Source organism: Psychrobacter sp. FDAARGOS_221, from assembly GCF_002313155.2.
GTDB lineage: Bacteria > Pseudomonadota > Gammaproteobacteria > Pseudomonadales > Moraxellaceae > Psychrobacter.
On the sequence record NZ_NWFK02000001.1, the window covers coordinates 1,692,951 to 1,718,866 of the forward strand.

Here is a 25,916-nt window from a genome sequence, read left to right on the forward strand (position 1 = left end):
TGTACCACAGCCTGACTGCTCTACATTATTAAACTCTTACCCACATTAACCATCAATCAATAGCCCTGCCACTATGACCAAACCACATACGCCCGTTTCAACCAACACTTATAGCAACCTAGGTCGCAAGTCACTACAGCGCAGTTGGTGGCGCCATTGGATTTATCCATTGCTGTTTTTGGTGGCGATGGTGCTGTCGTTATCGACTTATTTGACCCTCGACTCTATTCAGCAGTCGGTACAAGATTATGTGGCGGACAATCAACGGGCATTGGTCGGTGGTGACTTGGTATTGCGCAGTCGCCAGCCTTGGCCTGAGTCTGTACTCGATGTGGCGACTGAGTTTGAGCCTGATGATGTGGTGTATGACTATCAGTTTAACGCCATGATTTCTGATATAGAAGGTGCTGATGTCACAGAGTCAGAATCTCTATCTTTAGAAAATAGAACGGCAGAACCTAGCTCTTTAGAAAATGCCACTATAGAAAACAGCAATTCAGAAGCGCTAGTTGGCGAACATACCTTACTGGCTCGTGTTAAAGGTGTGTCCTCTAATTATCCGCTATACGGCGAGGTAGAGTTGGCATCTGGCAAACCATTGTGGCAACAGCTGAAATCAGGTCATGTGGTGGTAGAAACCCAAGTGTTAACCGGACTTGAGCTCGACGTGGGTGATACGGTTAAAATCGGTGACGCTACCTTCGTTATCGCTGATGAACTGCTCGCTGAACCAGACCGACCATTAACCGCGTTTGGTTTTGGTGCTCGGGTACTGATGGCAGATACTGACTTAGACGCAACCAACCTGATGGGGCAACGCAGCCGTATCAGTTATCGCATTGAGTTGGCTAGCACTCCAGAAACCATTTTGGCTACCCAAACCAAACTGGAGCCTATCCTCGAAGCATTACCCCTATCGCAGGAGATTAAGGTTAGCACCGCTGATGAAGCCGATACCTCAGTGACAGAAATGTCTGATAACGTGCTGATGTTTTTGAAGTTATTAGTGATAGCGGTGCTGTTTTTATCTGCTGTGGCGCTACTAAGTGTGGTCAAAGCCTTTGTTAGCTTACAACAAACGGCCAATGCCATCCGTCGTGCTTTAGGCGAGTCAGTGACCGCCATTAAGCGCAGTTATTATCTATTATTTGTGCTGATGGCTGTGGTCGCTTGTGCCCTCTCCGCGGGTCTGAGTTTACTGATGCTCAATGTTGGTGCTCAATACTTAACCGCCATTTTGCCTGCCGATGTGCAACTGTCTATCAAGCTGGTGAGCCTGATTAAAATCAGCATTGTGGCGCTGGCCATCACCCTGCTGGTTGTTCAGCACAGCCTGTATGCAGTCACCCATACCAAGCCTTCTGCAGTGCTTAAGCAAGCGACAAGCAATGCCCGTCAACATCCGCCAGCGTACTGGTATTTGGCCGTACTGGTTGCCAGTTTTGGCTTGATGGCGTATGAGTTTGGCTCAGCCAAGGATGGACTACAAGTATTGGGCGGTATGCTGGTGCTGGCCGGTGGGTTCTGGCTATTGGGTAAAGGCTGGCTGTGGCTGTTATCAAGACTGGCCAATAAAGGCTTATTTGGCTTCAAGCTGCTGGGGAAACAGTCGAATTGGATGGCACGTATTGCCTTGCATAATCTTTCGCGTAAGGGCAATCAATCCGGTTTATTCTTTGTCACCCTAGCGCTGTCGGTAGCGGTACTGACCATGATTACCTTGCTTAATCACAGCTTAAATACTCAGTTTGTGCAAGCCTATCCTGAAGATGCGCCTAACTTATTTATGCTCGATGTACAAAGCAATCAACATGATGATTTAAATGCATTAGTCGATGCGCCCATCACTTATTATCCAGTGGTACGAGCTCGAGTCAGCGAAGCCGGCGGTGTGCCAGCAGCAGATATCGAAGTAGCACGTGGTGAAGGTGATGACCCGACGCGTATCTTTAATCTAAGCTATGCTGATACGGTAATGGAAACCGAATTTATCAAAAAATCGATTGAACCCAATCAGCTGTACGCCCCGCTTGATAAACAAGCCACTGATTCAGATGTGGTGCCCTTGTCTATCTTAGACAGTGCCGCCGATCTATTAAACGTGGGCATGGGTGACCAAATACGCTTTAACATCCAAGGCATCGAAATCGTCGGTCAAATCACCAGTATTCGTGAGCGCTATGAGCGTGGCCCTAGCCCATTCTTCTACTTCTTATTTGAGCCTGAAGTATTGGCCGATGCCCCTCAAATCCAGTTCGCGACTACCAAGGTTGATGCTGGCAGTATTCCACAATTACAAACCGATCTTGCGCGTCAGTTTCCTGCGATCACTACCATTGATGGCGGTGCGATTGCCAAACGCGTACAAGGCTTTGTGGCGCAAATGAGCCGCTTGGTGCAGTTATTCACTGTGCTTGCCATTATTACCGGACTGATGGTGCTCATTACCTCGCTACTATCGACTTCTCAAGACCGTTTGCGTGATAGCGCCTCGTTCCGATTGCTGGGTATGCAGACGGCTGATTTATATAAGATTAATATACTTGAGATTGGATTGTTAGGCATCAGTGCCGGTATGTTTGCGGTGGTGCTTGCTAGCGGTACGGCGTATGTGCTGATTACTGAGTGGTTTAATCTGCGCTTTAGTGTGCCGTGGGCAAGCTTTGGGCTTGGTGCGGTGATGCTAGTGGCGGTGTTATTGATTATCGCGGTGAGTTATGTGCGCTTGGTGATTGGCCGTGGGATTATGGCAAGGGTGAGAGGGATGGTATAGAAGGTTAGTTGTGATAGCTAATCCTACTTTTTACTGATATCTTGGCTGGCACTGCGGTAGGTACTAAGATTATGATCGTTCCTGACTCAGCGATAACGCCTCTAACCAAGTGCCTATACCGCCCTGGTGTGCCAAGTATATCCGCTTTAATCAGGGCTAAACCGCACTTCCAAATAAGATTCAAGATAAAACTAAAGAACTTAATAATAATTCACTTTTACATAATTAATATTGTAAGCATATGCTATGAAGGAGATTATCTTTATCGAAAAAAGTTTCTCTTTATTATATAAATTTGCCAACCAAAGACTCTTAATTAGTTTTATTGGAGCTTTCTTGTGTAAAAGCTATCATATAGTCTCCATGTTGTTCTAAGCGAACAATTTTTCTTGCTTTTCTAATAGTATCTTTTGAAGGTGCATTTTCTTTAGCTTTAACTAAAGAAGACCTAGGTTTAAATTCAGTTGGATTGATATTTATACGGATAGTCATTTCAAGTTTAATAAAAAACTCTTCAAATTACTGGTAATATTTTTATTCCTACCATTTTTAGTAATTTTAGGTTTTTCATCTCCTTTATTAAGGATCACAGAGTATTCCGAACCTGTATGATCTTTGCAAGTCCACTGTTGAGAGTTTCCACTAGAATTATAGTGCCAATCAAGCCCTACATAATCAATAGAGCTCAAGTCATTTAATATATCTCTAGTGTTACTATACCTTTTAGAAGTATCGTTTTCTAAACATCTCATTATCACTTTTTTTAGCTGCAACGGTATATGTATTGGTATAGCTTTTTCATCTGGAAAACTCCCAGCTTTTAAAGCTTCTACAAATTCATTAGTTTTCAACTCACCATTATCACTTAAGAAAACATTGTACTGTTCGTTGAATACATCATCTCCAACACACATCCTATAAATAGTTAATCCAATTTGATAAATATCAAATTGGATATTAACGAGGTTTTGTCTTGTAGAGTCACATAATTCTGGTGCAGAATGCTTTATATAGTGGCGAGTAAGCTGAAACCAACCATTATCATCAGTGTAATCTGAGAGACCAAAATCAGATAACAAAGCTTCGTTATTATCTGATAATAAAATATTATCTGGCTTAATATCTAGATGGACTAAATTTTTAGAATGAATATGAGATACACCATTAATAAACTGAATACTATATCTAATAATCTCTCTAGAAGTTAAATTCCTTTTAGACATGAGAGACTTCAATGACCCATTACTGTAGAAAGGCATAGCTATATAAAAGTTATCATCATCTTTACAGGCATATTGAATCTGCACAACGTTTGGATGAGAACTTGCATATAATATTTTTGCTTCTTTAGAGAGCTTATCAAGATCTGTTGAATATTGAGAAATCTCTTTAATAACTATCTTGGCATCCATGTGTTCATCATGTGCAAGAAATACTTTAGAATTTCTTCCCTCTTGTCCAATCTCATTTATTTTTCTAAAAGATACAATGGCAGGTGAATAAACTGGCTCAAAATTCATAATGTCATAACCACCGCTACTAGTATTGATTCTATTTGTTCTTTATTAAAATCTGCAACATTTATTTCAATTTCAGTGTCATTCTTCTCTTTGTTAATGAATTTCTTTAGCTCTTGAGCATTTGTACTTAATTTACTTGCCATACTCGAAAGAACTAGAGTTCTATAATCGCTAACAGAGCTACTTGCAAAAGTTTCCTGTATTACACCTTCTAAGTAGAATCTTTGTATACTTTTAGACTGAGCATTGCCTTCTGCAACTCTAATTCCAGCTCTAGATATTGAATACTCGCGAAGAATATCTAATATGTTGCTTCTAACGTACTTAAGTTGTTCTGGAATAGTAATTGCACACGGCACTTTAAGACTTTCAATATTAATAAAGCTATTACTTTTGCTATCATAGACTGAAAATATCACTTCCTTTGGTTTAACCCTTATCCCTAAAGTGTTCAATTTATACCCTCTTTTCAATTATAAAGTTAGACATCACTACTAAATCAGCGAAATCTATTTCATTATAATTATGGAAGTATAAAAGATTTATAGCAAGTTAATCATGACTATTTAGAATAGCAAGGTTACTATTTAACTAAACAAATTGTGATTCATAAACCAGACTATTAATCTTTTTAACCTTATTTGTAAAAAAGCTTTTATTTCAAACATCACCGAAAACCCCGCCTTAGAAGCGGTTTAGCCCTGATTGAAGCGGATATACTGACTGGCTGAACAGGATGCAGTGGTCAGGCTTGGGGTGGCGCGCGAAGCAAGCGACGCCACAAACTGAACCCACTGCCCTGTTCAGACTGGTAGATAGTAGCGAAAAGCAGGAAATAGCTTCATACCTACAATAATATTACCCGAGCTTTAACCATCCATATCACCCAGTGACCTCCTAACGCGCCTTGACAAAGCCAACCATTCGCTCAATACTGGAACAAGTGTCAGCTAAGGATAGCTGAACGAGAATACCGTTACACGTTGAGCTAACTCTTGAACTAAATCAGCGACAACTCAACGGACTGGAAAAGGATGTCACATGGATATACTGCAATATTGGGCAGGGTTTTATAACGACCCTTGGTTTTGGACGTTCCCAATGGCAACGCTTGCCATCAGTATGACTGCCTTTCTTGCGCTCGCCATTCCTTGGACCATCATCGCTTGGCTCGACCCCGTCTCCCTACGCAAATATAAAATCCAACAAAAACCGTTTGAGATGAAGAAGTTTCTATTGCCCTCAATCGGTCGAATTGTCATCAATAATATTATTCTTGCCAGCTTACTGGTTCTCGTTTGGCCATTACTTAAGCTCACTGGCGTGCATGATGGTGCATTGCCTGCGTGGTATATCATCATCGCTCAGCTTTTATTCTTCGTGCTACTCGATGATTTCTTGTACTACCTTGTGCATCGCAAAATGCACGAAAACAAGTGGCTGATGAAGCACATCCATAGCGTACATCACCGTATTCACAATACCTGCGCCATTAGCGGCAACTACATGCACTGGGTGGAATACACCATCACTGCATCGCTGACTTTAGTGGGTCCTATTTTGCTTGGCGCGCATATTTATGTGGTTTGGCTGTGGGTGATTATCCGTCAGATTGAAGGGGCGGATGGGCATATCGGCTATGATATCCCGTGGAATCCTGCTCATTTATTACCTATTTATGAAGGCCCTGTGTATCACGACTTTCATCATGCCAAATTCAAAGGTAATTACGCAGGCTTTCTCCCCTATCTTGATAAATATCTTGGCAAAACGCATATACCCGCCTATCTAAACTACGTAAAAGCCAGACGTCAGGGATTAAATCCAGATGAAATCGAGCGTCTGGCAACGGAAGCAAAGCAAACAGCAAAGCGGTTAAAACGTCAGCAGGCCTTGAATCAGAATTAACCCAACTTGATAGCTTTAGCTCAAAATCTATAAGAGTTAAACGCCCACAAAAAAAGCCAGATAACAAATATCTGGCTTTTTCTTATTTTATAACGCTAAATTGTCGTTTTGAGGATTACTCTAACGTCCTAAACTTATTTTTTCTTCCAAGTTTGGCTGCGTGAGAATCGAGCTAAATGACCTTTAAGCTGTTGCCGTTTTCTGGCTTTAAATCAAACTTATTGCTCAAGTTTAAAATGCAACCAATCACAACTCTGTAGATTCAACAGCCTGCCCTTCCATGCAGTCCTCGAAGCTTTCTACCCCTTCAACGATACCATCATAACTGTTAACGTTTTGCCCCGAAAAATACAGTTCTTCATCCCAATACGCACACACTTCTTCTTCAAAAGAGCTCCATACTCTTATGGTGTTGCCGTTATCATCGGTTAATCCACTGTAGATCTTACCGGTTTCTGTAAATAACACATAAGGAAAGCCCGAGTAAGGCTGATCATAGTCATCTACTACCGTAAACGCTAAATTATTTTTAAAAATATCGTATTTTTTAGGTGTCTCACTGACTTGTTTTGACGCTATTTTATTTTTAGTGGCTTGTTTTAAAGTAGTTTCTTGTTGTGTTGCTGCGTTAGGTGAAACATGCAATAGCTGCGTGCAGCCAGCAGTTAAGCAGAGGCTAAAAATAAGAATGAATCGCTTCATTGACTGTCCTGTTAGTTATTAAAGGCTTTAGATTTTGACAAAAGTCAGAACAGCTTAACGTTCTCCAGACTCATGTAATAGCTTACACTGATTAAAACTAACGGTTATAACAAGAAATAAACTCTCTTATCGCCCAACCCCAATAGCGATACTCGCCTTTATAGTTGCCTTCTAAATACACCCACACCCGACCTTTATTGTCATAACTAGAATTAGTAATCAACACTTCGCGACCATTACGTAACTGATTAATGACCTTGCCATTAGGTGCATTACGAATATTTAACGGCGTACCCGTAGGATCCGTTACCTTGCAAACAGTCGCTGCTTGCGCTAATGAGGTGCCCGCAATAAATGTTGTTAACGCTAAAATCATATTACAAGTCAGTTTTTTCATAGTAGACCTTGGTAAATTTAAAGGGTTAATAGAATATTTATAAGTGTTGATAATAAGATAATCATTTTATTTTAGACTAATTTAATATGATATTTAAGTAAAAAACAACAAAAAGAGCCAGACACTTAAGTATCTGGCTCTTTTTTATTTCACTTTTGAATAATCGGCTATGGTTTTGAGGGTTACTCAAACGCGCTTAACTTATTTTTTCTTCCAAGTTTGGCTGCGTGAGAATGGACCTAAATGACCTTTTAGCTTTAAGCTGTTGCCGCTTAATTCAGCGGTCAAACGGTAAGTTTTGCCGTTTTCTGGGTCAGTGATTTTACCGCCGCTGTATTTGCCGCCGCCATCAGCTTTTAAGCCTGAGATAACAGTACGACCAACGAATTTTTTGCCTTCTGGGCGAACGGTAGATAGGATTTTACCAGTTAGCGTACCGCCAGACTCTGTAATTTTAACAACTGCTTTTGGCTCGCCGTCGTCATAAGTCTGCCAAGTAGTATTGGCTAATGGATCTGCGGCCATTGCTACAGTGGCAAGACCTAAAGCTGATAGTGCTAGAACTGATTGGTTAAGTAATTTCATGATGCGATTCCTTTCGAAAGGTTAACTAGAATGCTTGTACTGTTTATAAGATACGATTTATAGAATCTAATACTTATAACCACAAGGTACTTAGGATAGTAATCTATTTAGCCCTTATGAAAGGAGCTATGTTCAATGTCACTGTATTCAATGTTAGCGTGTTTGGCTAACTCAATGTGTAACGATGAACCCTAAGATTGTGTTAAAAATAACTTATATTTTAATAAGTTACAAGTATTTTAATAAACGACAAGTCAGTTTTTTTAATTGTTAATCAAGAATAAGTGTTGATCCTTGACTGCCATAACTTGATTATAAGGGTTAATTGATAAAAAAAAAGGTTTAATTTGATGAAGTATTACTACAGTCTTATTTAATCGTAAGAGTTATGAAAACGGGTTGTCTACCATCTTACTGGTTTGCGTCTGTTCGCTTACATTAACCCCTTTTGTTACCGCTTTATCAAGGGTTCCATTAGATTGTGCACTCTGCAACTCGTCAACAATGGCATTAAATACGTGTTGTAGCTTTAATGCCTGCTCCAGCCCTTTTTCATTTTTATAGATATCAATATCACCATAAACAATCACTTTATCAGTTTGGTTCTCAAACACCAGCTCACCGATTTGCATGCTTTGATGGTCGTTTTTGTAAGGCGCAAATGCCATTGTTTCGGGGTGCTGCTCGCTATCTTGCGACAGTTGCGCATCATTTTCATGATCAGATTGAGTCATAATAAACGCATCCTTAGTTATTATTGTCTGTATAAAATAGGGCCTGCTGCTAACCGTACTGAGTAAAACTGCTAAATAAAAGGTTCTAAACAAAACTGAGTTTATTATTAACGAAAATTACTACTTTGACAAAAAGTTATTCACAAACCAGCGTAAAATCTCAATTAATATAAGATACCACAACGGTTCATCATCCTGCCCATTGGATTGAGTGGTGTTATTACTGTCCGGATGACTTTTGCCTGATGGATAATGACGTGTCACCTCAGGCATCTCATCAATACTGGTCGCCAACACCATAGTGCCGGCCTTTGCTTCCGGTGAAATACCTGGAAAAGCATCGATACCAGAGCGCAATGCCAACTCATCAACACTGATAACTTCAACACGATCGCTGTCATCATTGGGGGCGTAATAGACCCCAGCTTCGCCAGTTTGCGGTACATACACTGCTTTAAACACATGGCTTGGCACTAACACGCGCCCGTTTAATTGAGTGACCTTTCGCCCCTTGAACGCCACGCCAGTGACGACATAGGCCTCGCCATACTGCTTGGTCAAATAGCGGGTGACCGACTCAATATTACGCCAACTGTAGCGGTTATTCCGAGGGTCTTGCGGGACAATATTGGCCAAGCTAAAGCTGTCATATTGCTGCTGCTTATTGGCCATATCACCATTGGGTGCAAGATGGCCCCTGTCATAGCCTGAGCCCTTATAGTCAGAAAGCTCAGCACGCATCGACTCAGGTACTCTACTCTCGCTATGAAAGCTGTCCTCTCTGGGAATCTCTTCTGCCTGTAACAGTCGGTCTCGAGTCAAATGCTCCGCTGACCATAACGGCGTGCGTGACAGCCCAGAGTACATGGTCGCAAAGCCATTAAAGCAAAGCGGCACGCTTTTAGTTAGTAGTTTGGTATCGACATAATCCGGTGCCGTGCCAGCATAGAAGTTGTGGGCACATTGACTGAAATCTGCGCCCAACGCACTGACCGATAATAAGCAAATGCCCGCCAGCAAACTCAAAGAGCGCAATGCTTTGATGCCAACATTGCTTGGTCTATCAGTTAGATTGCGCTGTGTTCGTTTATTATTTACCGATCCAATAGCAGTCTGTGTTTGCGCCACTTGGTACTGCTTAACCTGACTGCGCCGAAACCCTGTAACCTGAGACCACTGATTGTATTTTTGGTCACTTTTATTTACCACTATTACCGCCTTACTGTGACTGATCTTTATTACTTAAATCTAAATTGCTCAAATCTAAGCCAAATGCCTGTTGTAAGCCATGACTAAGCTAAGTCGCCTAAGCCAAGTAGCTATCTCTAAATCAAGCAACCATCTCTAAGCCAAACACCGAGCATGACTTGTGCTTATTAATAGGGTTAACAAAGGGCTGACAACTGGGACTAATGCATGCACGTTGACAAAATAGGCTCATGCTAGCAATGTCATTCACCCCTGTAAAGCACTTAGCGGAATAATACGACAATAAGTGACGCTCAGCAGTAATGTTCTAGCGAATGGTGACAAACTGCCTGCCTTTGAGTATACTATACGCCTTTATTGGTGAAGTGGCCGAGTGGCTGAAGGCGCACGCCTGGAAAGTGTGTATACGTTAATAGCGTATCGAGGGTTCGAATCCCTCCTTCACCGCCATTATTATTTTTACTGACTTTTAGTTTAATAAGTTTTATCTGGGCCTCACTGGCCTTTTTTTGTGCCTGATGTTTAGCGGCTGTTATTTAATAATTACCGCCTAAAAACAAGCCTGCTCTATCCCCTTTTCGCAAGCCTTATCAAAATAGCTTTTTGCTAAATCTTGGTCTTCAGCAACGCCATTACCATGGGCATAGACCACACCTAAGTTATAGTAGGCTGGTGCAAACTCCTGCTGCGCTGCTTGTTGATACCAGTCAATGGCCTTAGCAAAATCCTGCTCAACACCGGTGCCGTTATAATAAAAATTACCTAAGTTATATTGCGCCTGCGCATGCCCTTGTGACGCAGCCTTTTGATACCAATGGGCAGCCTTAACCGCGTCTTGAGCCACACCGCTACCACTATCATAGATAGCAGCTACCGTAAATTGAGCTCGGGCATCGCCTTGTTCAGCCGCTTGGGTATACCAGTGCAAAGCTTGGGTGTAATCTTGCTCGACACCTCGACCATTTTCATATAACACACCTAGGTTATTTTGCGCCATAGCATGACCTTGATTCGCTGCTTTGGCATACCAGTCAAGCTAATATCACACCCTCCCTACTTATCTACCCTCAAGCCTTAGTTATTATTGGCTATTTGGTTATTAAACATCTTATCACTAGAGCCTGCTCTCACATTTTATGTTTGTTTTATTTCTACCATGATTTTTTCAAGATAAGTAGTGTCCCTAGACTCTACTCTTTACTGTGGTACTTAGCAGCTTCGTCAATATAGCCTGTTATATAAACTATCTAAGCAAACTACTCTAAAGATATTTATTACTTAAATACCACAAAAAAAACACAACAAATGTTGACTGAGTTTTGAAATCTATTGGATAATATCGCTGTAAGAAGAATTCCACTTAATCTTTGTGGGTTTATTTGTTTTTGCTTTCGGAGCAATAAGCCATGCTTAACAAATCATTTGTCGTTCTACCTTTAGTCTCTATGGTCTCAGTTTTAACAGCTTGTAGTAGTGGTGGTAGCCATAGCCGTATTGATAAGATCTTAGATGTACCGTTAGCCTCTAAAACTTTGGACACAAATGGCTTAGTAACCAACGCTAAGTCAGATAATAACGGTGTTCCATGGATTGTTAAAAATCAATTGAATGGTAATGATAAAGAGTTCGATATCGAAGATTATGAAATTACCATCGATAATAAAACTTATAAGAAAGGCGATAAGATTGACTTAAAAGACTTAGGTGCTAATCCTGGAATAGCCCCAACTGTTACTATTACCGATATTCAAGAAAATTTTAATGTTATAGACAAAAATGGCAAAAAACTCGGTAATATTGAAACCAATCGTAAAGCTTATTTGTACCAGCAACAACATTCTATTATTGGATCGCTTGGTTCTATCAGCCATAAAGTGAATGGTGAAGATTTTAACTTTGCTTCTTGTGATAAAAATTGTGACACGCCTTTATTTATGGGTGAATCTACAAAAAATCTGCCCAATGCAGGACGTGCAAATTATAAAGGTGTGGCTTGGACGACCAAAACCAATGGTGAAGCACCTTATACCCTTGGTAGTTTAGACTATACAGTTGATTTTGAGGCTAAAAACGGATCTGGAAATATTAAGTTTTCTGGTAAAGACAACGATATTCGATTAGAAAGCTCAAAAATTGAAGCATTATCTGGACAAAATAAGAATGCTCTTGATGGTTCTGCTATGCCAGGTCATGGTATTTCTGGAAAAGCAATTCAAGGTGATAGCAAAGGTCAATATGATTTGAGATTCTTTGGGCCATCTGCTGAAGAAGTCGCCGGTTACGTTGATATAGAAGGTACTGATAAAAATGTTGACGTTGGATTTAGTGGTGTAAAAGACGCTAAATAGCTTTACGAAGGCTTTAGGACATTAATATAGTCTGGAATACTACTGACAATTTATCAGTCAAATAAAAAGCCATCTGCTTTTGATACAGCAGATGGCTTTTATTCTGTCTTTTGCTAATTTAAGGTGTGTGATGTCTACATATAGATATGCATTGATAGCCTGTTGTATAAGCAGTACCTTCGGCATTACTGCTCGAGCTGTCGCCAATGTGCAAGTGATTACTAATGATAATTTTGCTATCGCAGACACACTGTCTGACAAAGAACCTATCTCTTTTAATACCCCATTCGAAATTAATTTACCTGTCAAGCCTATCAAACCTGATGCTGATTCTATTGATGAGGTAATCAGCAGTACCACTCAATCATTACCCTCTCAGCGCTCTAATGATGATTCTAAAATAACCGACGCAGATTCTAATAAGACAACACTTACTGAGCAATACTCACAACAAAATAACCTGTTGGTTTTGGAAGACGCCATCAATGACGCTATAAAAAGCAGACAATGGCAAGCGCTTCAACACTTACTGCCCGCATATAAGCAGCAGCCCGATCATGACTTATTATTATATTACTATGCTTTAGGTGGTATTTATCGCTCTCAGAATCGTCATAAAGAGGCCATTGCAGCATATCAAACCATTATTGATGCTGAGCCTGAGTTGGTATATCCACGTTTTGACTTGGGTGTTATGCTATTTGAGAATAAACAGTATCAACAAGCTGAGTATGAGATACAAAGAGCTCGTTCTGGCTTAGACTCTCAAATGCAGCAACTAGCAGACTCCTATTTAGAGTATATCAAGCAGCGTCAACGTTGGCAGTTCGATGCAAGCATAAATTATGAAGCTACAGATAATGTTAATAATGCCTCAAGTACCCGTGTGATCAATTGGGGCGGCAAACAGTGGCGTAAAACAGAAGATAGCTTACCTCAGAGTGCTCATGGTATTCGCTATGCATTAGAGGCATCTCGCGATGTTAATATCACTGGCAATCATTTTGGACATATGAATGTTGATATCAACGGTGTTCATTATTGGGATAACAGCGATTATAGTGAACAGAGTACACGCTTAGCAGCAGGTTATGAATATCGAGACATAAAAACCACCTTTTCATTGACGCCCTTTGTAGAACATAACTGGTTAGGTGGTGATAGCTATAATCAAATGTTAGGAATCAATACCTACTCACGCTATCAGTTGAATGATAAATGGCAAACCTCGGCAGGACTGGGATATTCTAAAAAAGAGTATCGACAACCTTCTCTATCGGCAAAATATGATGGTCATATCTTATCAACAAATGGAACTCTACTTTATACTATTGATCCGACTTGGCTGGTTTACGGTAGTCTAAACTGGAGTGATGATAGAACCGAAGATGCAGAAAAAGCTTCGATAAGACGTGGCATATCATTGGGTACAACTAAGTTACTACAAAATGGGCTTGGCGTACGTTTTGGTACTCAATATGCAAAACGAGACTTTAAAGCAGCAGGCACACTGGTTTACCCTTTCATACGTGAGGACAAAGAATACCGATTACAGAGCGAACTTTGGCATAATAAATTGTCTTATAAAGGGCTAGTACCACACCTTAATATCAGCTATCTCAATATTGATAGCAATATGCCGGGCTTTTATTCAAGAGATGAGTTCCAGTGGCTTATCAGCTTGCAAAAATCGTTTTAATTAATTTGCTTTAGCAAAATCCTGCTCAACACCGGTGCCATTATAATAAAAATTACCCAAGTTATATTGCGCCTGCGGATGTCCTTGTGCCGCAGCCTTTTGATACCAATGCGCCGCTTTGACAAAATCTTGAGCCACACCGCTACCACTATCATAGATAGCAGCAACCGTAAATTGAGCTCGGGCATTGCCTTGTTCAGCCGCTTGGGTATACCAGTGCAAAGCTTGGGTGTAATCTTGCTCGACACCTTGACCATTCTCATATAACACACCTAGGTTATTTTGCGCCATAGCATGACCTTGATTCGCTGCTTTGGCATACCAATGCGCAGCTTTGGCATAGTCCTGAGCAGTGCCCCGAGCATATTCATACATCACGCCCAGTTGAAACTGTGACGTCGCATGACCCTGATTGGCCGCTTTAGCATACCAATCAAGCGATTTAGTATAATCCTGTTTAATACCCTCACCGCCATCATATAGAGCACCTAGATTGTATTGCGCCATGATAAAGTCTTGCTGTGCTGACTTTTCAAGCCAATAAAGTGCCTGATTATAATTTTGCTGCACCCCATTACCATAAAGGTACATCTGACCAAGATTAAACTGCGCCTCCGCAACCCCTTGATTAGCAGCCTTTTGATACCAATTTTTTGCTTGGGCTAAGTCTTGCTCTGTGTCTATGCCAAATTGATAATATCCACCAAGACTAAACTGAGCCATGGCATCACCCTCATGAGCCAACACATAAATCTTTTCAAAAGTTGTTGCTAATGCTGTTAATGAGAGTGATAACGAAAACAGAATAATAGCGAGTTTTGATGAAATTTCTCTCAAACTGGTTGAGAGTTTTTTATTGAAAGTTGTCATAGGAAAGACTCAGGGGTTGTATCAGATAGATCTATTAAGCATACCACGCTGTCAGCAACGAAGGTGTCATATTGTCTGGATGGCTGATATCTATTGATCGATTCGTTATGCGTTATGCGTTTGCTTTGCCGCTTATTCTGATTGTTAAATCGACTATCTATCTGACAAAACCAATGGCACAATAAAAGCCATCCACTCATTGAATAACCAACCCCATGACCACACACCCAATTGCCCATTACAATAAATCTGAACGCCTGTTCGCGTTATATCAGCGCCTGCCCCGTAGCAAAGACAAGGCGATATCGCTAACCGAGTTAATGGCAGGTTATGGCACCGATCCCAACAAGTTTAGCAGCCAACGCAAAAACTTAGAAAATGATCTGAATAGCTTACATCAGATATTTAATACTATTTTTTATAGCGATGCATTACAGCGCATACCCGACTGGGGGCTGAATATCAGTGGCCAAACCGCACGCTTTTATATCGAATCTAGCTTTAGTATTGATGTTATTGACGAGCACAACTTATTTTTTTGGGAGATGCTCAACAACTATACGGCAAGCTATCTACCCATTGCTGTTCAGCAAACTATCAGCGACAAGCTGACTCAAGTGCGCAAACAAGATAAGGCTAAGTTTAATAACTCACCACTTGGGCAATGGCACACCCATTTAATGACGCTGCCCAGTGTTATCAAAGCACCAACCCTAAATACTGAGGTGCTTAGTGCCATTCATCAGGCCTTATTAAGTAACCGTCAACTATCCATTCGCTATGTCAAAAAGTGGACTGAGACCGCAACCGAGCGTTTGGTTTATCCTAAAGGCTTGGTATTTATCGATAATATGCTATACCTGACTGGATTTAATCCTATCGCAGATAGTATTGATGATGACAAGCTATTAACCGCGCACCGCAACTTTACCGTCTCTCGTATCGTAACGGCTGATGTGCTCAATGACGCCAACCCTAGTTGGATACACCGAGATGCGTTTACGCTGAGCAATCTACATCAATTGGGCAGATTGGAGCCCACGCAACAGACTCAAATTACGCTGGTATTAAAGGTGCAAAAATATGCCTGCCAGCATCTTTACGAGCGGCCACTATCTTATAATCAAAGCATCATTGAACTCGATAATACTTGGAATCAGGTTACCGCCACAGTGGCTAATACTCAGCGCTTAGAAGACTGGCTAGTGAGCATGTCACAATTGGCAGTGGTGATTAAGCCTACATCGTTAAAGCAAGCGGTTCTTAAGCGCCTACAAAGTGCGATAGCGTTGTATGTTGATAATGACTAATCACCGTTGATCGCTTGGTTTAATCGCATACACGGCTCCAATCCAAAAGCGATGATTTTTTTCAGCACTATGAGTACGATCACTGTTTGTGCAATATATATAGTTAACCCTTTCACTTAAGTCCTGCTCCACGATTTGGGTTACTAAACTAAGCTCTTCTAAGCGCCATCTGGGTGCAGACTCCATAACTAATAGATACTCTGTCACCTGAGATGGAGCAACGCCCTGCTTGGCTAACCGTCGCACAACCTTATGGCTTGCTTGGATTGCTCGTTGAGGCTGTTGCTTGCCCTTTACCTGCGCTTGTATAAATAAAAACTGCAGACCACTTTGCATCAGCGCGCGCACATCAAATAGGTGACCTCGCATCTCACCTCGGACTAAGGCTATCTCAAACAGTGCTAATAGTGCATCGAAATCATCGGCATCACATTGAATGACAGCATCGACTACATCCGGCTTAGTTGTGACAGCTTGTCTTGCCAAATCTGCGCTGTCGGTGATGCCGATTAATAATTCAGCGCCTGACTGTGCTTTTAGTTGCGCAAGAGAGTCAGTATTCCAAAGAGGGTAGTTTTTAATATCACTGTCATTGTTCTGAAAATAATTGTCGAAATTAAAAAAAGCTATCAGTGCCGGTGCATACTCGGAGGCAGGCTGTTGATACAGTCTAATGCTATGGGTGGTCATATCTACTCTCACTTAATAACTTGGTTAGCTATTTATTGTTCATCTAAAGCATAAAAATAGCGCATAAAACAGGTGATAATCACCACTATAGACACTCTCCTAGAAGAATAGTTTCTAGCTAATAAACAGGCTAACCTGAGACATATACCACTCAATCATTTTTTTTACTTTCTATCTGATTTAGATAGTGGCACAATAACCTTCATTGCAAATGATGCATTCAACTTCTTGATTTTGCGTTAAGTTTATATAAATTGATATCAACTTAGCGATCAAGTAATTGTCACTAAAAAGGATTTTTTATGCCCGCCAGCCCACTTTCTGCCCTAAAAACATTATCACCAAGTACCTTAAGCCACGCCGGCTACTTAGCGGTCGCCAAGACCCGCGCCAAAGCATTACACGCTTTATCATTAGTTATTACTGTTCCTAGACCTCAATTATTTATTGGTGAGCAGTCGTGCTATGAATTATGCGATATGATGATTAATGAAGGCGCAACCAACATCTTGATTGTTACCGATGCGGTGTTAAACAAATTGGGTGTCCCTGAAAAAGTTACCACTTATCTTGAACAAAAAAACATCAGCTATCACTTATTTGATGGCATCACGCCAGATCCCACTTTTAGTGTGGTTGAAGAAGGCTTAAGCCGCTCTGTTGAAAATAACTGTGATGCGATATTGGCACTGGGCGGGGGCTCTGTGATTGACGCGTCAAAAATCATTGCTATCAGTCAAGCCACTGGCCGCAAACCTAAAAAACTGATGGGGATTTTGAAGGCCACTGAATGTATGCCGCTATATTGTATCCCAACCACTGCTGGTACTGGCTCAGAAGCCACGTTGGGCGCGGTAATTTCAGACGATAAAACTCACCAAAAATCATTGTCTATTGACCCAAGAATGGTGCCTTTAGCGTCAGCAGTAGACCCTAGCATCATGCAAGGTATGCCGCCACGTATCACCGCAGACACTGGTATTGACGTATTAACCCATGCCCTAGAAGCGTGGATGAGTGCGACGGCCAACAGTGAAACTGATTATTACGCCGCCTCTGCTACTCGCGCAGTCATGCAGTACCTACCGGTTGCGTACCAAAACGGTTCAGACCTAAAAGCTCGCGAACAAATGGGCATCGCCGCTCATTATGGTGGTATCGCCTTTAACAAGGCAGGTCTAGGCTATGTGCATGGCATCGCACACCAATTGGGCGCTTTTTACGGCATCCCGCACGGCCGCGCGAATGCCATCGTCTTACCTTATATCCTAGATGCCAACCGTGATGTTAGCAAAGAAAGACTGGCAGCATTAGCCAGAAAAACCGGCGTTGTGAACCCTGACCAGCCTCAAGCTGACGATGATGACGCTGCTGATTATTTAATCGCTCAGGTGAAGCGTTTGATCGAAGAGGTCAATATTGATCGCACGGTTGATGGTATTAACCCAGCTGACTTTAAGAAGATAGCAAAAGGCGCCGCCAAAGAAGTCAGAGACACTTACACCGTGCCTCAGTACTTTACCACGGCTCAGATTGTTGCCATTTTGAATAAAATTAAAGCGGCTAGCGATTCACTGAGCGCTCAGTAGCATTTAGCTCGTTATACCTAAAAAGCCATAGTCGGTCTAACTGACTATGGCTTTTTATTTGTTAGGTCTAAACTCTGCCTCTATAGTCAGCGAACTACTAAACAGTTACGGTGTTAACCTCGCTAAGCCTACATTTGTAGTACTTGCGCTCGATTGCCTTGTAACCACTTTAGACTTCTTTGACTATATTAAAAATTAGCCCTTAAAAGCTCAGCTGTTTAGCTTATAGTATAGCGGCCTGCTGCAAGCGCTGATCCCAGTAAGGATTGTCGCCAATTTGTTCAATAATAAAGTCAATAAAAAAGCGACAGCGCTGAGACACATAACGGTTCTTTGGATAAACCGCATAGGCATTGATAGTGGGCAACTCATAGTCGGTCATCAAAGGTATCAAGGTGCCGTCCAACAAAGCTTCATAAGCAATAAAAGTGGGAATAAAGGCGATACCATGACCTTTTGCCGCCATTTTTACCAAAAAATCTCCGTTATTGGCTTTAATACTCGAGGTTGTATTGAGTCGGTGTTGCTGCTGATCACTATCAATTAATAGCAAACTGCTTTGCTTGGCTAGTCCATACTGCAGAAAATCATGCGTTTGCAACGTCTCCAAACTGGTTGGCATACCCGCTTTAGCAATATAATCAGGGCTGGCACACAGTACATAGCGAATCTCAGTCAAGCGTCTGGCTTGATAACTCGAATCCTTGAGCTCCCCAATACGTATGCCAAGCTCATAGCCCTCCTCTACCAGATCGACATGACGGTCAGAAAAATCAAGCTCAAAGGCTAAGTTCGGATGCTGCTTAGCATAACGATCAATCAAATCACTTAAATGCATCAAGCCAAATGATAATGGCGCGGTCATCTTTAGTGTGCCCTCAATATGCGCCTTTACCCCGCTGATTTCCTCATTGAGAATATCAACGTCACTTAATATATTACGAGCTTGCTCATAATACTGACGGCCAGCATCTGTCAGGGTTGAGTTACGTGTGGTACGGCTGATTAGCTGCGCATTTAATCGGGTTTCCAACTCTTTTAAACGACGACTGGCAGCTGATTTGGCAATGTCTAGTTGTTCAGCGGCTTTGGTAATACTGCCGGCTTCAACAATACGAATAAATAGGCACATATCTTCAAACTGTCCCATTAGTGGTCTCCCTTTCTTCCAGCTGTCATGATTGATTTGTATACTTGCATATGTTTGGATATAGATAATTGTTTTTGTTGATTATTTTTTATTGATTGTGTGCTTAATGAGCGACTCTCTCAACCCTTGGCCCACACATCCAGATAAGTTATTCTGCATCATTGTTCTCATAAAGAGAACTATTATTTGCAATAATCAGGGTTTAATTTATATTCGTCAACAATTAACATATGCCCATTGTTAAACGCTATTAAATATAAACACTTTTTTATTAATTATTTTTTTTGGAGAACATTATGGATAAGTTTTACGATATCAGCGCACCAATTGGCCGTTTTTTATTAACCGCTATTTTCATTTATTCAGGTCTTGGTAAAATTTCTAGCTATGCGGCGACTCAAGGCTATATGGAAGCAATGAACATACCTGGCTTTATCTTACCGTTGGTAATCATCTTAGAAGTATTTGGTGGTCTAGCAGTTCTAGTTGGCTTTAAAGCCCGTGCTATCGCTTTCTTATTGGCTGGTTTTAGTATCCTATCAGCGATTATTTTCCACCCATTCAGCGATCCAGAACAGCAAAACCACTTCTTGAAAAACATTGCAATGGCAGGTGGTTTCTTAATGATTGTTGCTCATGGCCCAGGTCCATTATCATTTGACGCACGTCATAAGTAAGCTGCTTTGAGGGGTGATTTGATGGATGATGCATAGGTTCACTATCAGACTTTAACACCCCCTCAATCATTGGCCGCTTAATTGTCACTGAACGCTTAATTTAAGTCCTACAGCCTCTACCCTTATTAAGGTGTATGAGGCTGTATTGTTTTAGGTATCAACAAATCAATCATTAAGTGCTGCTACGCCAAACAGCCCTTACTATTAGTTTCTTTTATTAACTGAATAACAACCCAAATGAGTTATCAGTTAATGCATAATAATCGCCATAATTTAATGTTGACAATATAAACCTGCCCACAAGCAACACAGTGCCGATTATGCCTAGCGCATAACCCATTGATTGAGCTGGTGCACAGGTTTATTTTTATTTTATTTGTGCCGTTTTGCACCTTTGCTTTGCGTTATTATTAATAGTTTGTAACCATAGTCCTATTTATATTTACAACCATAACCTCTAATAACAAGGGTATCTCTAACGTTAATTAAGATCGAACAAGATAAGCATTCATTAATAAGAATAAGCGCCTCCCTGTGAGGTCTTATTTAAACCTGAATAAGGACTGTTGCTCATCTTTTTCGCTTAACGTTAGTATTATTGATAGAGCACTTATAAAACTTATAAATGTTAAAGCTTTTATCTAATTTATCCACTTACCTATTTATCATGACAATGAATAAGGAGTTATTGGGTTATGCAATCAAAGAAACTGGCGTTAATTATTGGCAGTTTGCGTAAACAGTCTATCAACCGTCAAGTGGCTGAGTATATCTGCTCGCAGTTGCCGGCGCATATTGAAGTTGAAGAGATTAATATCGCGACACTACCGCTATACAATCAAGATTATGATCAACAGCAAATTGACAGCTATGATGCAGTGCGTAAGCAAATTAAAAATGCCGATGCCATCTTAATCGTCACCCCTGAGCACAACCGTACGCTACCGGCTGCACTAAAAAATATCATTGATATCGGCTCTCGCCCGCATGGTGATAGCGCCTGGGATAATAAAAAAATAGCCATAGCCACCGCGTCACCTGGTAGATATGGGGCCATTAACTGCGGCGTTGATCTACGAAAAGTCATGCACAGCTTACATACTAGAGTGATGAATCAGCCAGAAGTTTATTTAAACAATGCCGATAAGAGTTTGAGTAATGGTGCGGTTAGTGACGAACACACTCAGGCATTTTTACAAAAATTTTCTGCTGCATTAACTCAGTTTATAGAGGAATAATATGAGTGATAACACCAATACTGATGAGAATAAGCCAATCTCAGAGAAGCCTTTGTGGAAACGCTATGAAGCAACCATCTTACTGACCATGGTCGGAGGCGCCATTAACACCATCGGTTTTGTGGCGTTATTGGGCTTCTTCACCAACCACGTCACGGGAAACTTGGTAATGGCCGGTGGTGGGCTGGTCAAAGACGATAAGGGTTTATGGATTAAACTTGGGGCATTACCCGTGTTCATCCTGACCGTTATTATTACCCAGCGTATTATTAATACCAGACGCGAAGGTCAGCCTATTCTCAGCCAATTACTATTTACCGAGGCGCTGTTTTTAACTGCGTTTATGATTTCGGCATTGGCTTTTGGTCCATTTAATACGGCTGGTGCTATTGACGTTGCCATCACAGGCTTTTTGGGCTTAATGGCATTTGCGATTCGTAACACTGCCAGCCGTGGCGTGATGGGCAAATCTCGTCCAACGCTACTGATGACCGGTAACACCACTCAGTTGGGTATCGACTTATCTGATTATGTGTTTAACCGTACTAAGTGTAATATGGAGAGCTTAAAGTACAGCTCGACGGTTGTGCTTAGCTTCGTATTTGGTGCCTTCATCGGTGCTGTGTTCTATTTGCACACGGGCTTCTGGTCGATCGCACCTTTTGTTGTGGCGGTTTTATACTTAGCATTTAAAGCGCGTGATACCGAGTATTTAAAGCAGCAAAATATGTACACCAAATAAGTGTCTGTGTTTTAAATAACCCGTTAAATAAAAAGCCCTTTGCTATCCACTAGCAAAGGGCTTTTTGTTTAGGGTCTAGATGACGCTGTAGACGTAAAGCAGATACCTGCCTGCATTATAATTTACATTACTTACAAAGCATAACTAAACAATAGCAAGCCATAGATAGCATTTAGCTGTCTAGCTGCTATTCTAATAGATGGAATATGAGGCATGCTCTAAGCGAACAGGCATTGACCTCCTCCGAGCGGAACTTATTTCTAATAGCTTAGTGCTAATAACTTAGTATTAGTATTAGTATTAGTATTAGTTTTAGTATTAGTTAAAAAAGAAGAATCCATCAGAAAAAAAGGAATAGAGTAATATGTTTAAGCCAAAACTCAAAAAAGACAAATCAAAAAAAATGGATCCAAAACTAAAAACTGATGACAAACTATATAACCGCTTATCAGTAGATGACGCTGTTGTACTATTGGTTGATCACCAAACCGGTCTGCTATCACTGGCGCGTGATATGCCAGCAGCTGATTTTCAAAACAACGTATTAGGCTTAGCAAAAGCAGCGAAATACTTTGATCTACCAACCATCTTAACCACTAGCTTTGAAGATGGTCCAAATGGTCCATTAATGCCTCAGATTAAAGATATGTTCCCTGATGCGGACTACATTGCTCGTCCAGGTCAGATTAATGCTTGGGATAATGAAGAATTTGTTAAAGCTATTGAAAAAACAGGCCGTAAGCAGCTGATTATCGCTGGTATCGTTACCGAAGTCTGTGTTGCTTTCCCAGCTCTAGCAGCTGCAAAAGCAGGCTATGATGTATTCGTAGTAACCGATGCGTCTGGTACCTTTAATAATGTGACTCGCGATGCCGCTTGGATGCGTATGCAAAAAGAAGGTATCGAGCTGATGTCATGGTTCGCGGTTGCCTGTGAGCTAGCACGTGACTGGCGTGTGGATATGGAAGGATTAGCCAATCTATTCCACGACTCAATCCCAGAGTATGGTCCACTAATGGACAGCTATAGCGCAGCTCAAGGTGCTAAAAAATAAGCACCAAAACTAAACCTTTTGGCTATTAAGCGCAATAAAAAATGCCCGATTATTTAATCGGGCATTTTTTTGATGTCTTGTTTTACGTCTTATTTTATGTTTTATCACTGATACCTTTATTAGATAGCTAACTTTTAATGGCTAGCATCGTCTAAAGCATATCTGTTTAAAGCTCAATAAATATTAAAGCTTAGCACTTATGGCGTAGCATTGTGGAATACTGAGTTGTCTTGATACTCAGGATGCTTATCAATGTAAGACTTCACAAATGGACAGATTGGCTTCACGCGTAAGTTCTTCGCTGCCGCATCATCTAACAAATACTTCACAAAGTATCCAGCAATACCACGTCCGCCTAACTCTTTAGGAACAAACGTGTGTAGATAGGCAATGCCCTTCTCGCCTTGGCTAGTAGTAAAGTATTCATAGTCTTCAAAAGCAACGTGACCGTCGACATGAATTTCAAAACGGCTTTCTTCTTTATTATCAATGACGTCATAATTTGGTTGTGGTTTGTCTGACATAATATCCTCTCTTGTTATTTAATTTTGGATTGAAATATTTATTTTAAATAAATGTGGCTTAATGAGTGGGCAGACACTTATGTTTGTCAATGTCATGACCACCAACATCACAGCTATCATAGCCAGTCATAGGCTTGTCGTCTAGTTTCACTGTGTACAGAAGCTTAACCATTTGTTACTTGAATTTTTTTATAAAGATATTATTATGTAGTTACATTAAATCTATATAGCTCTTTATGAAGGAGAGTTTATGAAAACCGTTTATCATGCTGCAGGGTCTCGAGGTGGGTCTCACCATGGATGGCTAAAGAGTAAGCATACTTTTAGCTTTGCCGACTATTACAACCCACAACGAGTCGGCTTTGGTGCCTTACGCGTAATCAATGACGACCATGTCGATGGCGGTACAGGTTTTGGTGATCACTCGCATGCCAATATGGAGATTATCAGTATCCCTTTATCTGGCAAGCTGATGCATGGCGACAGCATGGGCAACCATGGGGTGATTGAAAGTGGTGAAATTCAGGTCATGTCTGCTGGTACCGGTATCGTTCATTCTGAGATGAATGGTGATGATGAGAAACCGGTTAAGTTTTTGCAGATATGGGTTGTGCCCAACACCTTAGATGTTGAGCCGCGTTATCAGCAAAAGTGCTTGCGTGACTTATTGCAGCGCAACCAATTTAATCAAGTGCTGTCACCAGACCCTGAAGATGCAGGTGTCTGGATCTATCAAAACGCTTGGTTCAGTATTGGTGAGTTTGATAAAGGCATCACCACCACTTATGCATTACGCAGCCCATTAAATGGGGTCTACGTCTTTGTCATCTCAGGCTCAGTGGTGATCAACGGTCACACCTTAGAAGGACGTGATGGTCTGGGTATTACCGATACCAAAAACTTTACGATGGATGTGATTGAAAATGCTCAGGTGCTGCTAATGGATGTACCAATGAGCTTTTAGCTCAGCCGCTTGAGCTTATCATCAAAACTGATATAGTTTTAATAGTGATGACTGTTAACAGAGCATAAACAAATTCTTACTCAGTCATCCATCTAAATATCGACCAAATAGGCTACTGTAATACCTGATTTTGATCGCCTGTTTTTGTGGATATTTTTTGATAGTATTTATTGATAATAGAAGATAAATTATTAGTAATACAAATAATTAGTAATATAAGACAGACTATAATTAATTTAATACAAATATCACAACGCTAATTTAAACTTAACCATTAGAGGTAACTTATGAAAACTGAAACACTTAAACCACGTATTGCAGATGTTGGTGGTATTCCTATCGCGCGCTTATTACCTAATAAAGGCAAGCAACCAATCGGCGCTTGGTGCTTTATGGACCATGCCGGCCCTGCTGAATTCGGTGATGATGAGGCCGGTATGCAAGTAGGCAGACACCCACACACCAACTTACAGACGTTTAGTTGGATGATTGATGGTGAAGTGTTGCACAAAGACAGTATTGGTAACGAGCAAGTTATTACCAAATATCAAGTGAACGTAATGACAGCCGGTACGGGTAACGATCAAGGTATTAGTCATACTGAACAAAGTGTTTTCCCAGACACAGGCGGTTCACCTGAAGCATGGCGTGGCATGAACATGGTTCAACTATGGATTGCCCTACCAACTGATCAAAAGATTGAGCGTAACTTCCACCACTATCCAGAGCTACCAAGCTGGAAAGAAGGCGATGCTGAATTTGTATTAACCACAGGCAGCTACACCACACCAGGTGGCGACAGCTACGAAGCACCTACTATCCAATACTCAAAACTGCTTGGTTTAGATGTTAATTTAGTTGAAGACACTGAAGTCTCTTTAGTATTAGAGCCTGGCATGGAATACGGTATCCTGATGGTGGTTGATGGTATCGAATATCAAGGCGAACAGTTCGAACAAAACGATTTAATCCGCTTTGATGACATCGAAGAGCAAACCGTCGTGAAAGTTAAAGGTAAAAAAGGCACTCGCTTTATGCTATTAGGCGGTGAACCTTTAAACCAAAAAGTATTGCTATGGTGGAACTTCGTTGCTGATAACAAAGAAGACATTGAGCAAGCGATTATTGACTGGAATAATAACCACCCTCGCTTTGGTAATGTTGACTCTGAGTTAAAACGCTTAGAAGCACCAGAATTACCTGAAGGCTTTAAAGAGTAACGTTTCACGTTAA

General features: G+C 41.0%; 24 protein-coding genes and 1 tRNA gene. 13 read left to right on the top strand and 12 right to left on the bottom strand.

All coding sequences use genetic code 11. The features are described 5' to 3' along the window. Window positions 1-73: 73 nt before the first annotated feature. Complete coding sequence (locus tag A6J60_RS07065; RefSeq protein WP_096065357.1) at window positions 74-2,773, top strand: ABC transporter permease; 2,700 nt, start codon at window positions 74-76, stop codon at window positions 2,771-2,773. A 488-nt stretch (window positions 2,774-3,261) separates the two neighbouring features. Here A6J60_RS07065 and A6J60_RS07070 read toward each other — a convergent pair whose 3' ends face one another. Both A6J60_RS07070 and A6J60_RS07075 read right to left on the bottom strand, forming a co-directional pair. Then, window positions 3,262-4,293 (bottom strand): serine/threonine-protein kinase, encoded by a 1,032-nt coding sequence (locus tag A6J60_RS07070; protein WP_096065358.1) that lies wholly within the window; start codon window positions 4,291-4,293, stop codon window positions 3,262-3,264. Further along, complete coding sequence (locus A6J60_RS07075; protein WP_096065359.1) at window positions 4,290-4,748, bottom strand: hypothetical protein; 459 nt, start codon at window positions 4,746-4,748, stop codon at window positions 4,290-4,292. The genes A6J60_RS07070 and A6J60_RS07075 overlap by 4 nt, the downstream gene beginning before the upstream one ends. A 586-nt stretch (window positions 4,749-5,334) precedes the next feature. On the opposite strand from A6J60_RS07075, the gene A6J60_RS07080 reads away from it, so the two are divergent. Next, window positions 5,335-6,201: a sterol desaturase family protein gene (locus A6J60_RS07080; protein ID WP_096065360.1), complete on the top strand. Its 867-nt coding sequence runs from the start codon at window positions 5,335-5,337 to the stop codon at window positions 6,199-6,201. A 246-nt stretch (window positions 6,202-6,447) separates the two neighbouring features. On the opposite strand, the gene A6J60_RS07085 is transcribed toward A6J60_RS07080, so the two are convergent. From A6J60_RS07085 to A6J60_RS07105, 5 genes are all read right to left on the bottom strand, one after another. Continuing rightward, on the bottom strand, window positions 6,448-6,903 hold the full coding sequence (locus tag A6J60_RS07085) for a hypothetical protein (protein WP_096065361.1): 456 nt from the start codon (window positions 6,901-6,903) through the stop codon (window positions 6,448-6,450). Between the two features lie 97 nt (window positions 6,904-7,000). After that, window positions 7,001-7,300 carry a peptide-binding protein gene (locus A6J60_RS07090; protein ID WP_096065362.1) on the bottom strand — a complete coding sequence of 100 codons (300 nt, stop codon included), beginning with the start codon at window positions 7,298-7,300 and terminating at the stop codon, window positions 7,001-7,003. A 201-nt stretch (window positions 7,301-7,501) separates the two neighbouring features. Further along, entirely contained in the window at window positions 7,502-7,885 is a 384-nt protein-coding gene (locus A6J60_RS07095) for a DUF2147 domain-containing protein (RefSeq protein WP_096065363.1), read from the bottom strand. 386 nt (window positions 7,886-8,271) lie between these two features. Next, complete coding sequence (locus A6J60_RS07100; protein ID WP_227526092.1) at window positions 8,272-8,619, bottom strand: hypothetical protein; 348 nt, start codon at window positions 8,617-8,619, stop codon at window positions 8,272-8,274. A 120-nt stretch (window positions 8,620-8,739) separates the two neighbouring features. Beyond that, the gene (locus tag A6J60_RS07105; protein WP_096065364.1) at window positions 8,740-9,828 is read right to left on the bottom strand and encodes a DNA/RNA non-specific endonuclease; all 1,089 of its coding nucleotides are present in this window, start codon (window positions 9,826-9,828) and stop codon (window positions 8,740-8,742) included. A 359-nt stretch (window positions 9,829-10,187) separates the two neighbouring features. Here A6J60_RS07105 and A6J60_RS07110 point away from each other — a divergent pair. Continuing rightward, window positions 10,188-10,278: transfer RNA gene (locus tag A6J60_RS07110), tRNA-Ser, on the top strand. Window positions 10,279-10,378: 100 nt separating this feature from the next. Here A6J60_RS07110 and A6J60_RS07115 read toward each other — a convergent pair. Then, window positions 10,379-10,825: a tetratricopeptide repeat protein gene (locus A6J60_RS07115; RefSeq protein WP_096065365.1), complete on the bottom strand. Its 447-nt coding sequence runs from the start codon at window positions 10,823-10,825 to the stop codon at window positions 10,379-10,381. A 409-nt stretch (window positions 10,826-11,234) separates the two neighbouring features. Between A6J60_RS07115 and A6J60_RS07120 the strand changes: the two genes are divergently transcribed. Both A6J60_RS07120 and A6J60_RS07125 read left to right on the top strand, forming a co-directional pair. Then, entirely contained in the window at window positions 11,235-12,176 is a 942-nt protein-coding gene (locus A6J60_RS07120) for a Slam-dependent surface lipoprotein (RefSeq protein ID WP_096065366.1), read from the top strand. 130 nt (window positions 12,177-12,306) lie between these two features. Continuing rightward, entirely contained in the window at window positions 12,307-13,875 is a 1,569-nt protein-coding gene (locus A6J60_RS07125) for a surface lipoprotein assembly modifier (RefSeq protein WP_227526093.1), read from the top strand. Here the strand turns inward: A6J60_RS07125 and A6J60_RS07130 are convergent, their stop codons facing one another. Beyond that, a complete protein-coding gene (locus A6J60_RS07130; protein ID WP_096065367.1) occupies window positions 13,876-14,745 on the bottom strand; it encodes an SEL1-like repeat protein in 870 nt (289 codons plus the stop codon). A gap of 215 nt (window positions 14,746-14,960) precedes the next feature. Here A6J60_RS07130 and A6J60_RS07135 point away from each other — a divergent pair, with 215 nt between their 5' ends. After that, window positions 14,961-16,055 carry a helix-turn-helix transcriptional regulator gene (locus A6J60_RS07135; RefSeq protein WP_102993962.1) on the top strand — a complete coding sequence of 365 codons (1,095 nt, stop codon included), beginning with the start codon at window positions 14,961-14,963 and terminating at the stop codon, window positions 16,053-16,055. On the opposite strand, the gene A6J60_RS07140 is transcribed toward A6J60_RS07135, so the two are convergent. Next, window positions 16,056-16,745 carry a hypothetical protein gene (locus A6J60_RS07140; RefSeq protein WP_096065368.1) on the bottom strand — a complete coding sequence of 230 codons (690 nt, stop codon included), beginning with the start codon at window positions 16,743-16,745 and terminating at the stop codon, window positions 16,056-16,058. It lies immediately after the preceding gene. A gap of 302 nt (window positions 16,746-17,047) precedes the next feature. Between A6J60_RS07140 and A6J60_RS07145 the strand changes: the two genes are divergently transcribed. Then, window positions 17,048-18,334 carry an iron-containing alcohol dehydrogenase gene (locus A6J60_RS07145; protein ID WP_096065369.1) on the top strand — a complete coding sequence of 429 codons (1,287 nt, stop codon included), beginning with the start codon at window positions 17,048-17,050 and terminating at the stop codon, window positions 18,332-18,334. Between the two features lie 223 nt (window positions 18,335-18,557). Here the strand turns inward: A6J60_RS07145 and A6J60_RS07150 are convergent, their stop codons facing one another. Next, on the bottom strand, window positions 18,558-19,484 hold the full coding sequence (locus A6J60_RS07150; RefSeq protein ID WP_096065370.1) for a LysR family transcriptional regulator: 927 nt from the start codon (window positions 19,482-19,484) through the stop codon (window positions 18,558-18,560). A gap of 296 nt (window positions 19,485-19,780) precedes the next feature. On the opposite strand from A6J60_RS07150, the gene A6J60_RS07155 reads away from it, so the two are divergent. From A6J60_RS07155 to ycaC, 4 genes are all read left to right on the top strand, one after another. Continuing rightward, a complete protein-coding gene (locus A6J60_RS07155; RefSeq protein WP_096065371.1) occupies window positions 19,781-20,161 on the top strand; it encodes a DoxX family protein in 381 nt (126 codons plus the stop codon). A 695-nt stretch (window positions 20,162-20,856) separates the two neighbouring features. After that, on the top strand, window positions 20,857-21,399 hold the full coding sequence (locus A6J60_RS07160) for an NADPH-dependent FMN reductase (RefSeq protein ID WP_096065372.1): 543 nt from the start codon (window positions 20,857-20,859) through the stop codon (window positions 21,397-21,399). 1 nt (window position 21,400) lies between these two features. After that, a complete protein-coding gene (locus A6J60_RS07165) occupies window positions 21,401-22,141 on the top strand; it encodes a YoaK family protein (RefSeq protein WP_096065373.1) in 741 nt (246 codons plus the stop codon). 403 nt (window positions 22,142-22,544) lie between these two features. Then, window positions 22,545-23,195, top strand: coding sequence for an isochorismate family cysteine hydrolase YcaC (ycaC, locus tag A6J60_RS07170; protein WP_096066514.1), 651 nt, complete (start codon window positions 22,545-22,547; stop codon window positions 23,193-23,195). A 197-nt stretch (window positions 23,196-23,392) separates the two neighbouring features. Here the strand turns inward: ycaC and A6J60_RS07175 are convergent, their stop codons facing one another. Continuing rightward, window positions 23,393-23,719 carry a GNAT family N-acetyltransferase gene (locus A6J60_RS07175; RefSeq protein WP_096065374.1) on the bottom strand — a complete coding sequence of 109 codons (327 nt, stop codon included), beginning with the start codon at window positions 23,717-23,719 and terminating at the stop codon, window positions 23,393-23,395. A gap of 250 nt (window positions 23,720-23,969) precedes the next feature. Between A6J60_RS07175 and A6J60_RS07180 the strand changes: the two genes are divergently transcribed. Then, window positions 23,970-24,683: a pirin family protein gene (locus A6J60_RS07180; protein ID WP_096065375.1), complete on the top strand. Its 714-nt coding sequence runs from the start codon at window positions 23,970-23,972 to the stop codon at window positions 24,681-24,683. Window positions 24,684-24,970: 287 nt separating this feature from the next. Next, window positions 24,971-25,903: a pirin family protein gene (locus A6J60_RS07185; RefSeq protein WP_096065376.1), complete on the top strand. Its 933-nt coding sequence runs from the start codon at window positions 24,971-24,973 to the stop codon at window positions 25,901-25,903. Window positions 25,904-25,916 lie beyond the last annotated feature (13 nt).

What these genes read in the sequence shown, in the direction of transcription:
- A6J60_RS07065 (WP_096065357.1), top strand. Translation starts at nt 74, where the DNA reads ATGACCAAACCACATACGCCCGTTTCAACCAACACTTATAGCAACCTA.
- A6J60_RS07070 (WP_096065358.1), bottom strand. Translation starts at nt 4,293, where the DNA reads ATGAATTTTGAGCCAGTTTATTCACCTGCCATTGTATCTTTTAGAAAA.
- A6J60_RS07080 (WP_096065360.1), top strand. Translation starts at nt 5,335, where the DNA reads ATGGATATACTGCAATATTGGGCAGGGTTTTATAACGACCCTTGGTTT.
- A6J60_RS07085 (WP_096065361.1), bottom strand. Translation starts at nt 6,903, where the DNA reads ATGAAGCGATTCATTCTTATTTTTAGCCTCTGCTTAACTGCTGGCTGC.
- A6J60_RS07090 (WP_096065362.1), bottom strand. Translation starts at nt 7,300, where the DNA reads ATGAAAAAACTGACTTGTAATATGATTTTAGCGTTAACAACATTTATT.
- A6J60_RS07095 (WP_096065363.1), bottom strand. Translation starts at nt 7,885, where the DNA reads ATGAAATTACTTAACCAATCAGTTCTAGCACTATCAGCTTTAGGTCTT.
- A6J60_RS07100 (WP_227526092.1), bottom strand. Translation starts at nt 8,619, where the DNA reads ATGACTCAATCTGATCATGAAAATGATGCGCAACTGTCGCAAGATAGC.
- A6J60_RS07115 (WP_096065365.1), bottom strand. Translation starts at nt 10,825, where the DNA reads ATGGCGCAAAATAACCTAGGTGTGTTATATGAAAATGGTCGAGGTGTC.
- A6J60_RS07120 (WP_096065366.1), top strand. Translation starts at nt 11,235, where the DNA reads ATGCTTAACAAATCATTTGTCGTTCTACCTTTAGTCTCTATGGTCTCA.
- A6J60_RS07125 (WP_227526093.1), top strand. Translation starts at nt 12,307, where the DNA reads ATGTCTACATATAGATATGCATTGATAGCCTGTTGTATAAGCAGTACC.
- A6J60_RS07130 (WP_096065367.1), bottom strand. Translation starts at nt 14,745, where the DNA reads ATGACAACTTTCAATAAAAAACTCTCAACCAGTTTGAGAGAAATTTCA.
- A6J60_RS07135 (WP_102993962.1), top strand. Translation starts at nt 14,961, where the DNA reads ATGACCACACACCCAATTGCCCATTACAATAAATCTGAACGCCTGTTC.
- A6J60_RS07140 (WP_096065368.1), bottom strand. Translation starts at nt 16,745, where the DNA reads ATGACCACCCATAGCATTAGACTGTATCAACAGCCTGCCTCCGAGTAT.
- A6J60_RS07145 (WP_096065369.1), top strand. Translation starts at nt 17,048, where the DNA reads ATGCCCGCCAGCCCACTTTCTGCCCTAAAAACATTATCACCAAGTACC.
- A6J60_RS07150 (WP_096065370.1), bottom strand. Translation starts at nt 19,484, where the DNA reads ATGGGACAGTTTGAAGATATGTGCCTATTTATTCGTATTGTTGAAGCC.
- A6J60_RS07155 (WP_096065371.1), top strand. Translation starts at nt 19,781, where the DNA reads ATGGATAAGTTTTACGATATCAGCGCACCAATTGGCCGTTTTTTATTA.
- A6J60_RS07160 (WP_096065372.1), top strand. Translation starts at nt 20,857, where the DNA reads ATGCAATCAAAGAAACTGGCGTTAATTATTGGCAGTTTGCGTAAACAG.
- A6J60_RS07165 (WP_096065373.1), top strand. Translation starts at nt 21,401, where the DNA reads ATGAGTGATAACACCAATACTGATGAGAATAAGCCAATCTCAGAGAAG.
- ycaC (WP_096066514.1), top strand. Translation starts at nt 22,545, where the DNA reads ATGGATCCAAAACTAAAAACTGATGACAAACTATATAACCGCTTATCA.
- A6J60_RS07175 (WP_096065374.1), bottom strand. Translation starts at nt 23,719, where the DNA reads ATGTCAGACAAACCACAACCAAATTATGACGTCATTGATAATAAAGAA.
- A6J60_RS07180 (WP_096065375.1), top strand. Translation starts at nt 23,970, where the DNA reads ATGAAAACCGTTTATCATGCTGCAGGGTCTCGAGGTGGGTCTCACCAT.
- A6J60_RS07185 (WP_096065376.1), top strand. Translation starts at nt 24,971, where the DNA reads ATGAAAACTGAAACACTTAAACCACGTATTGCAGATGTTGGTGGTATT.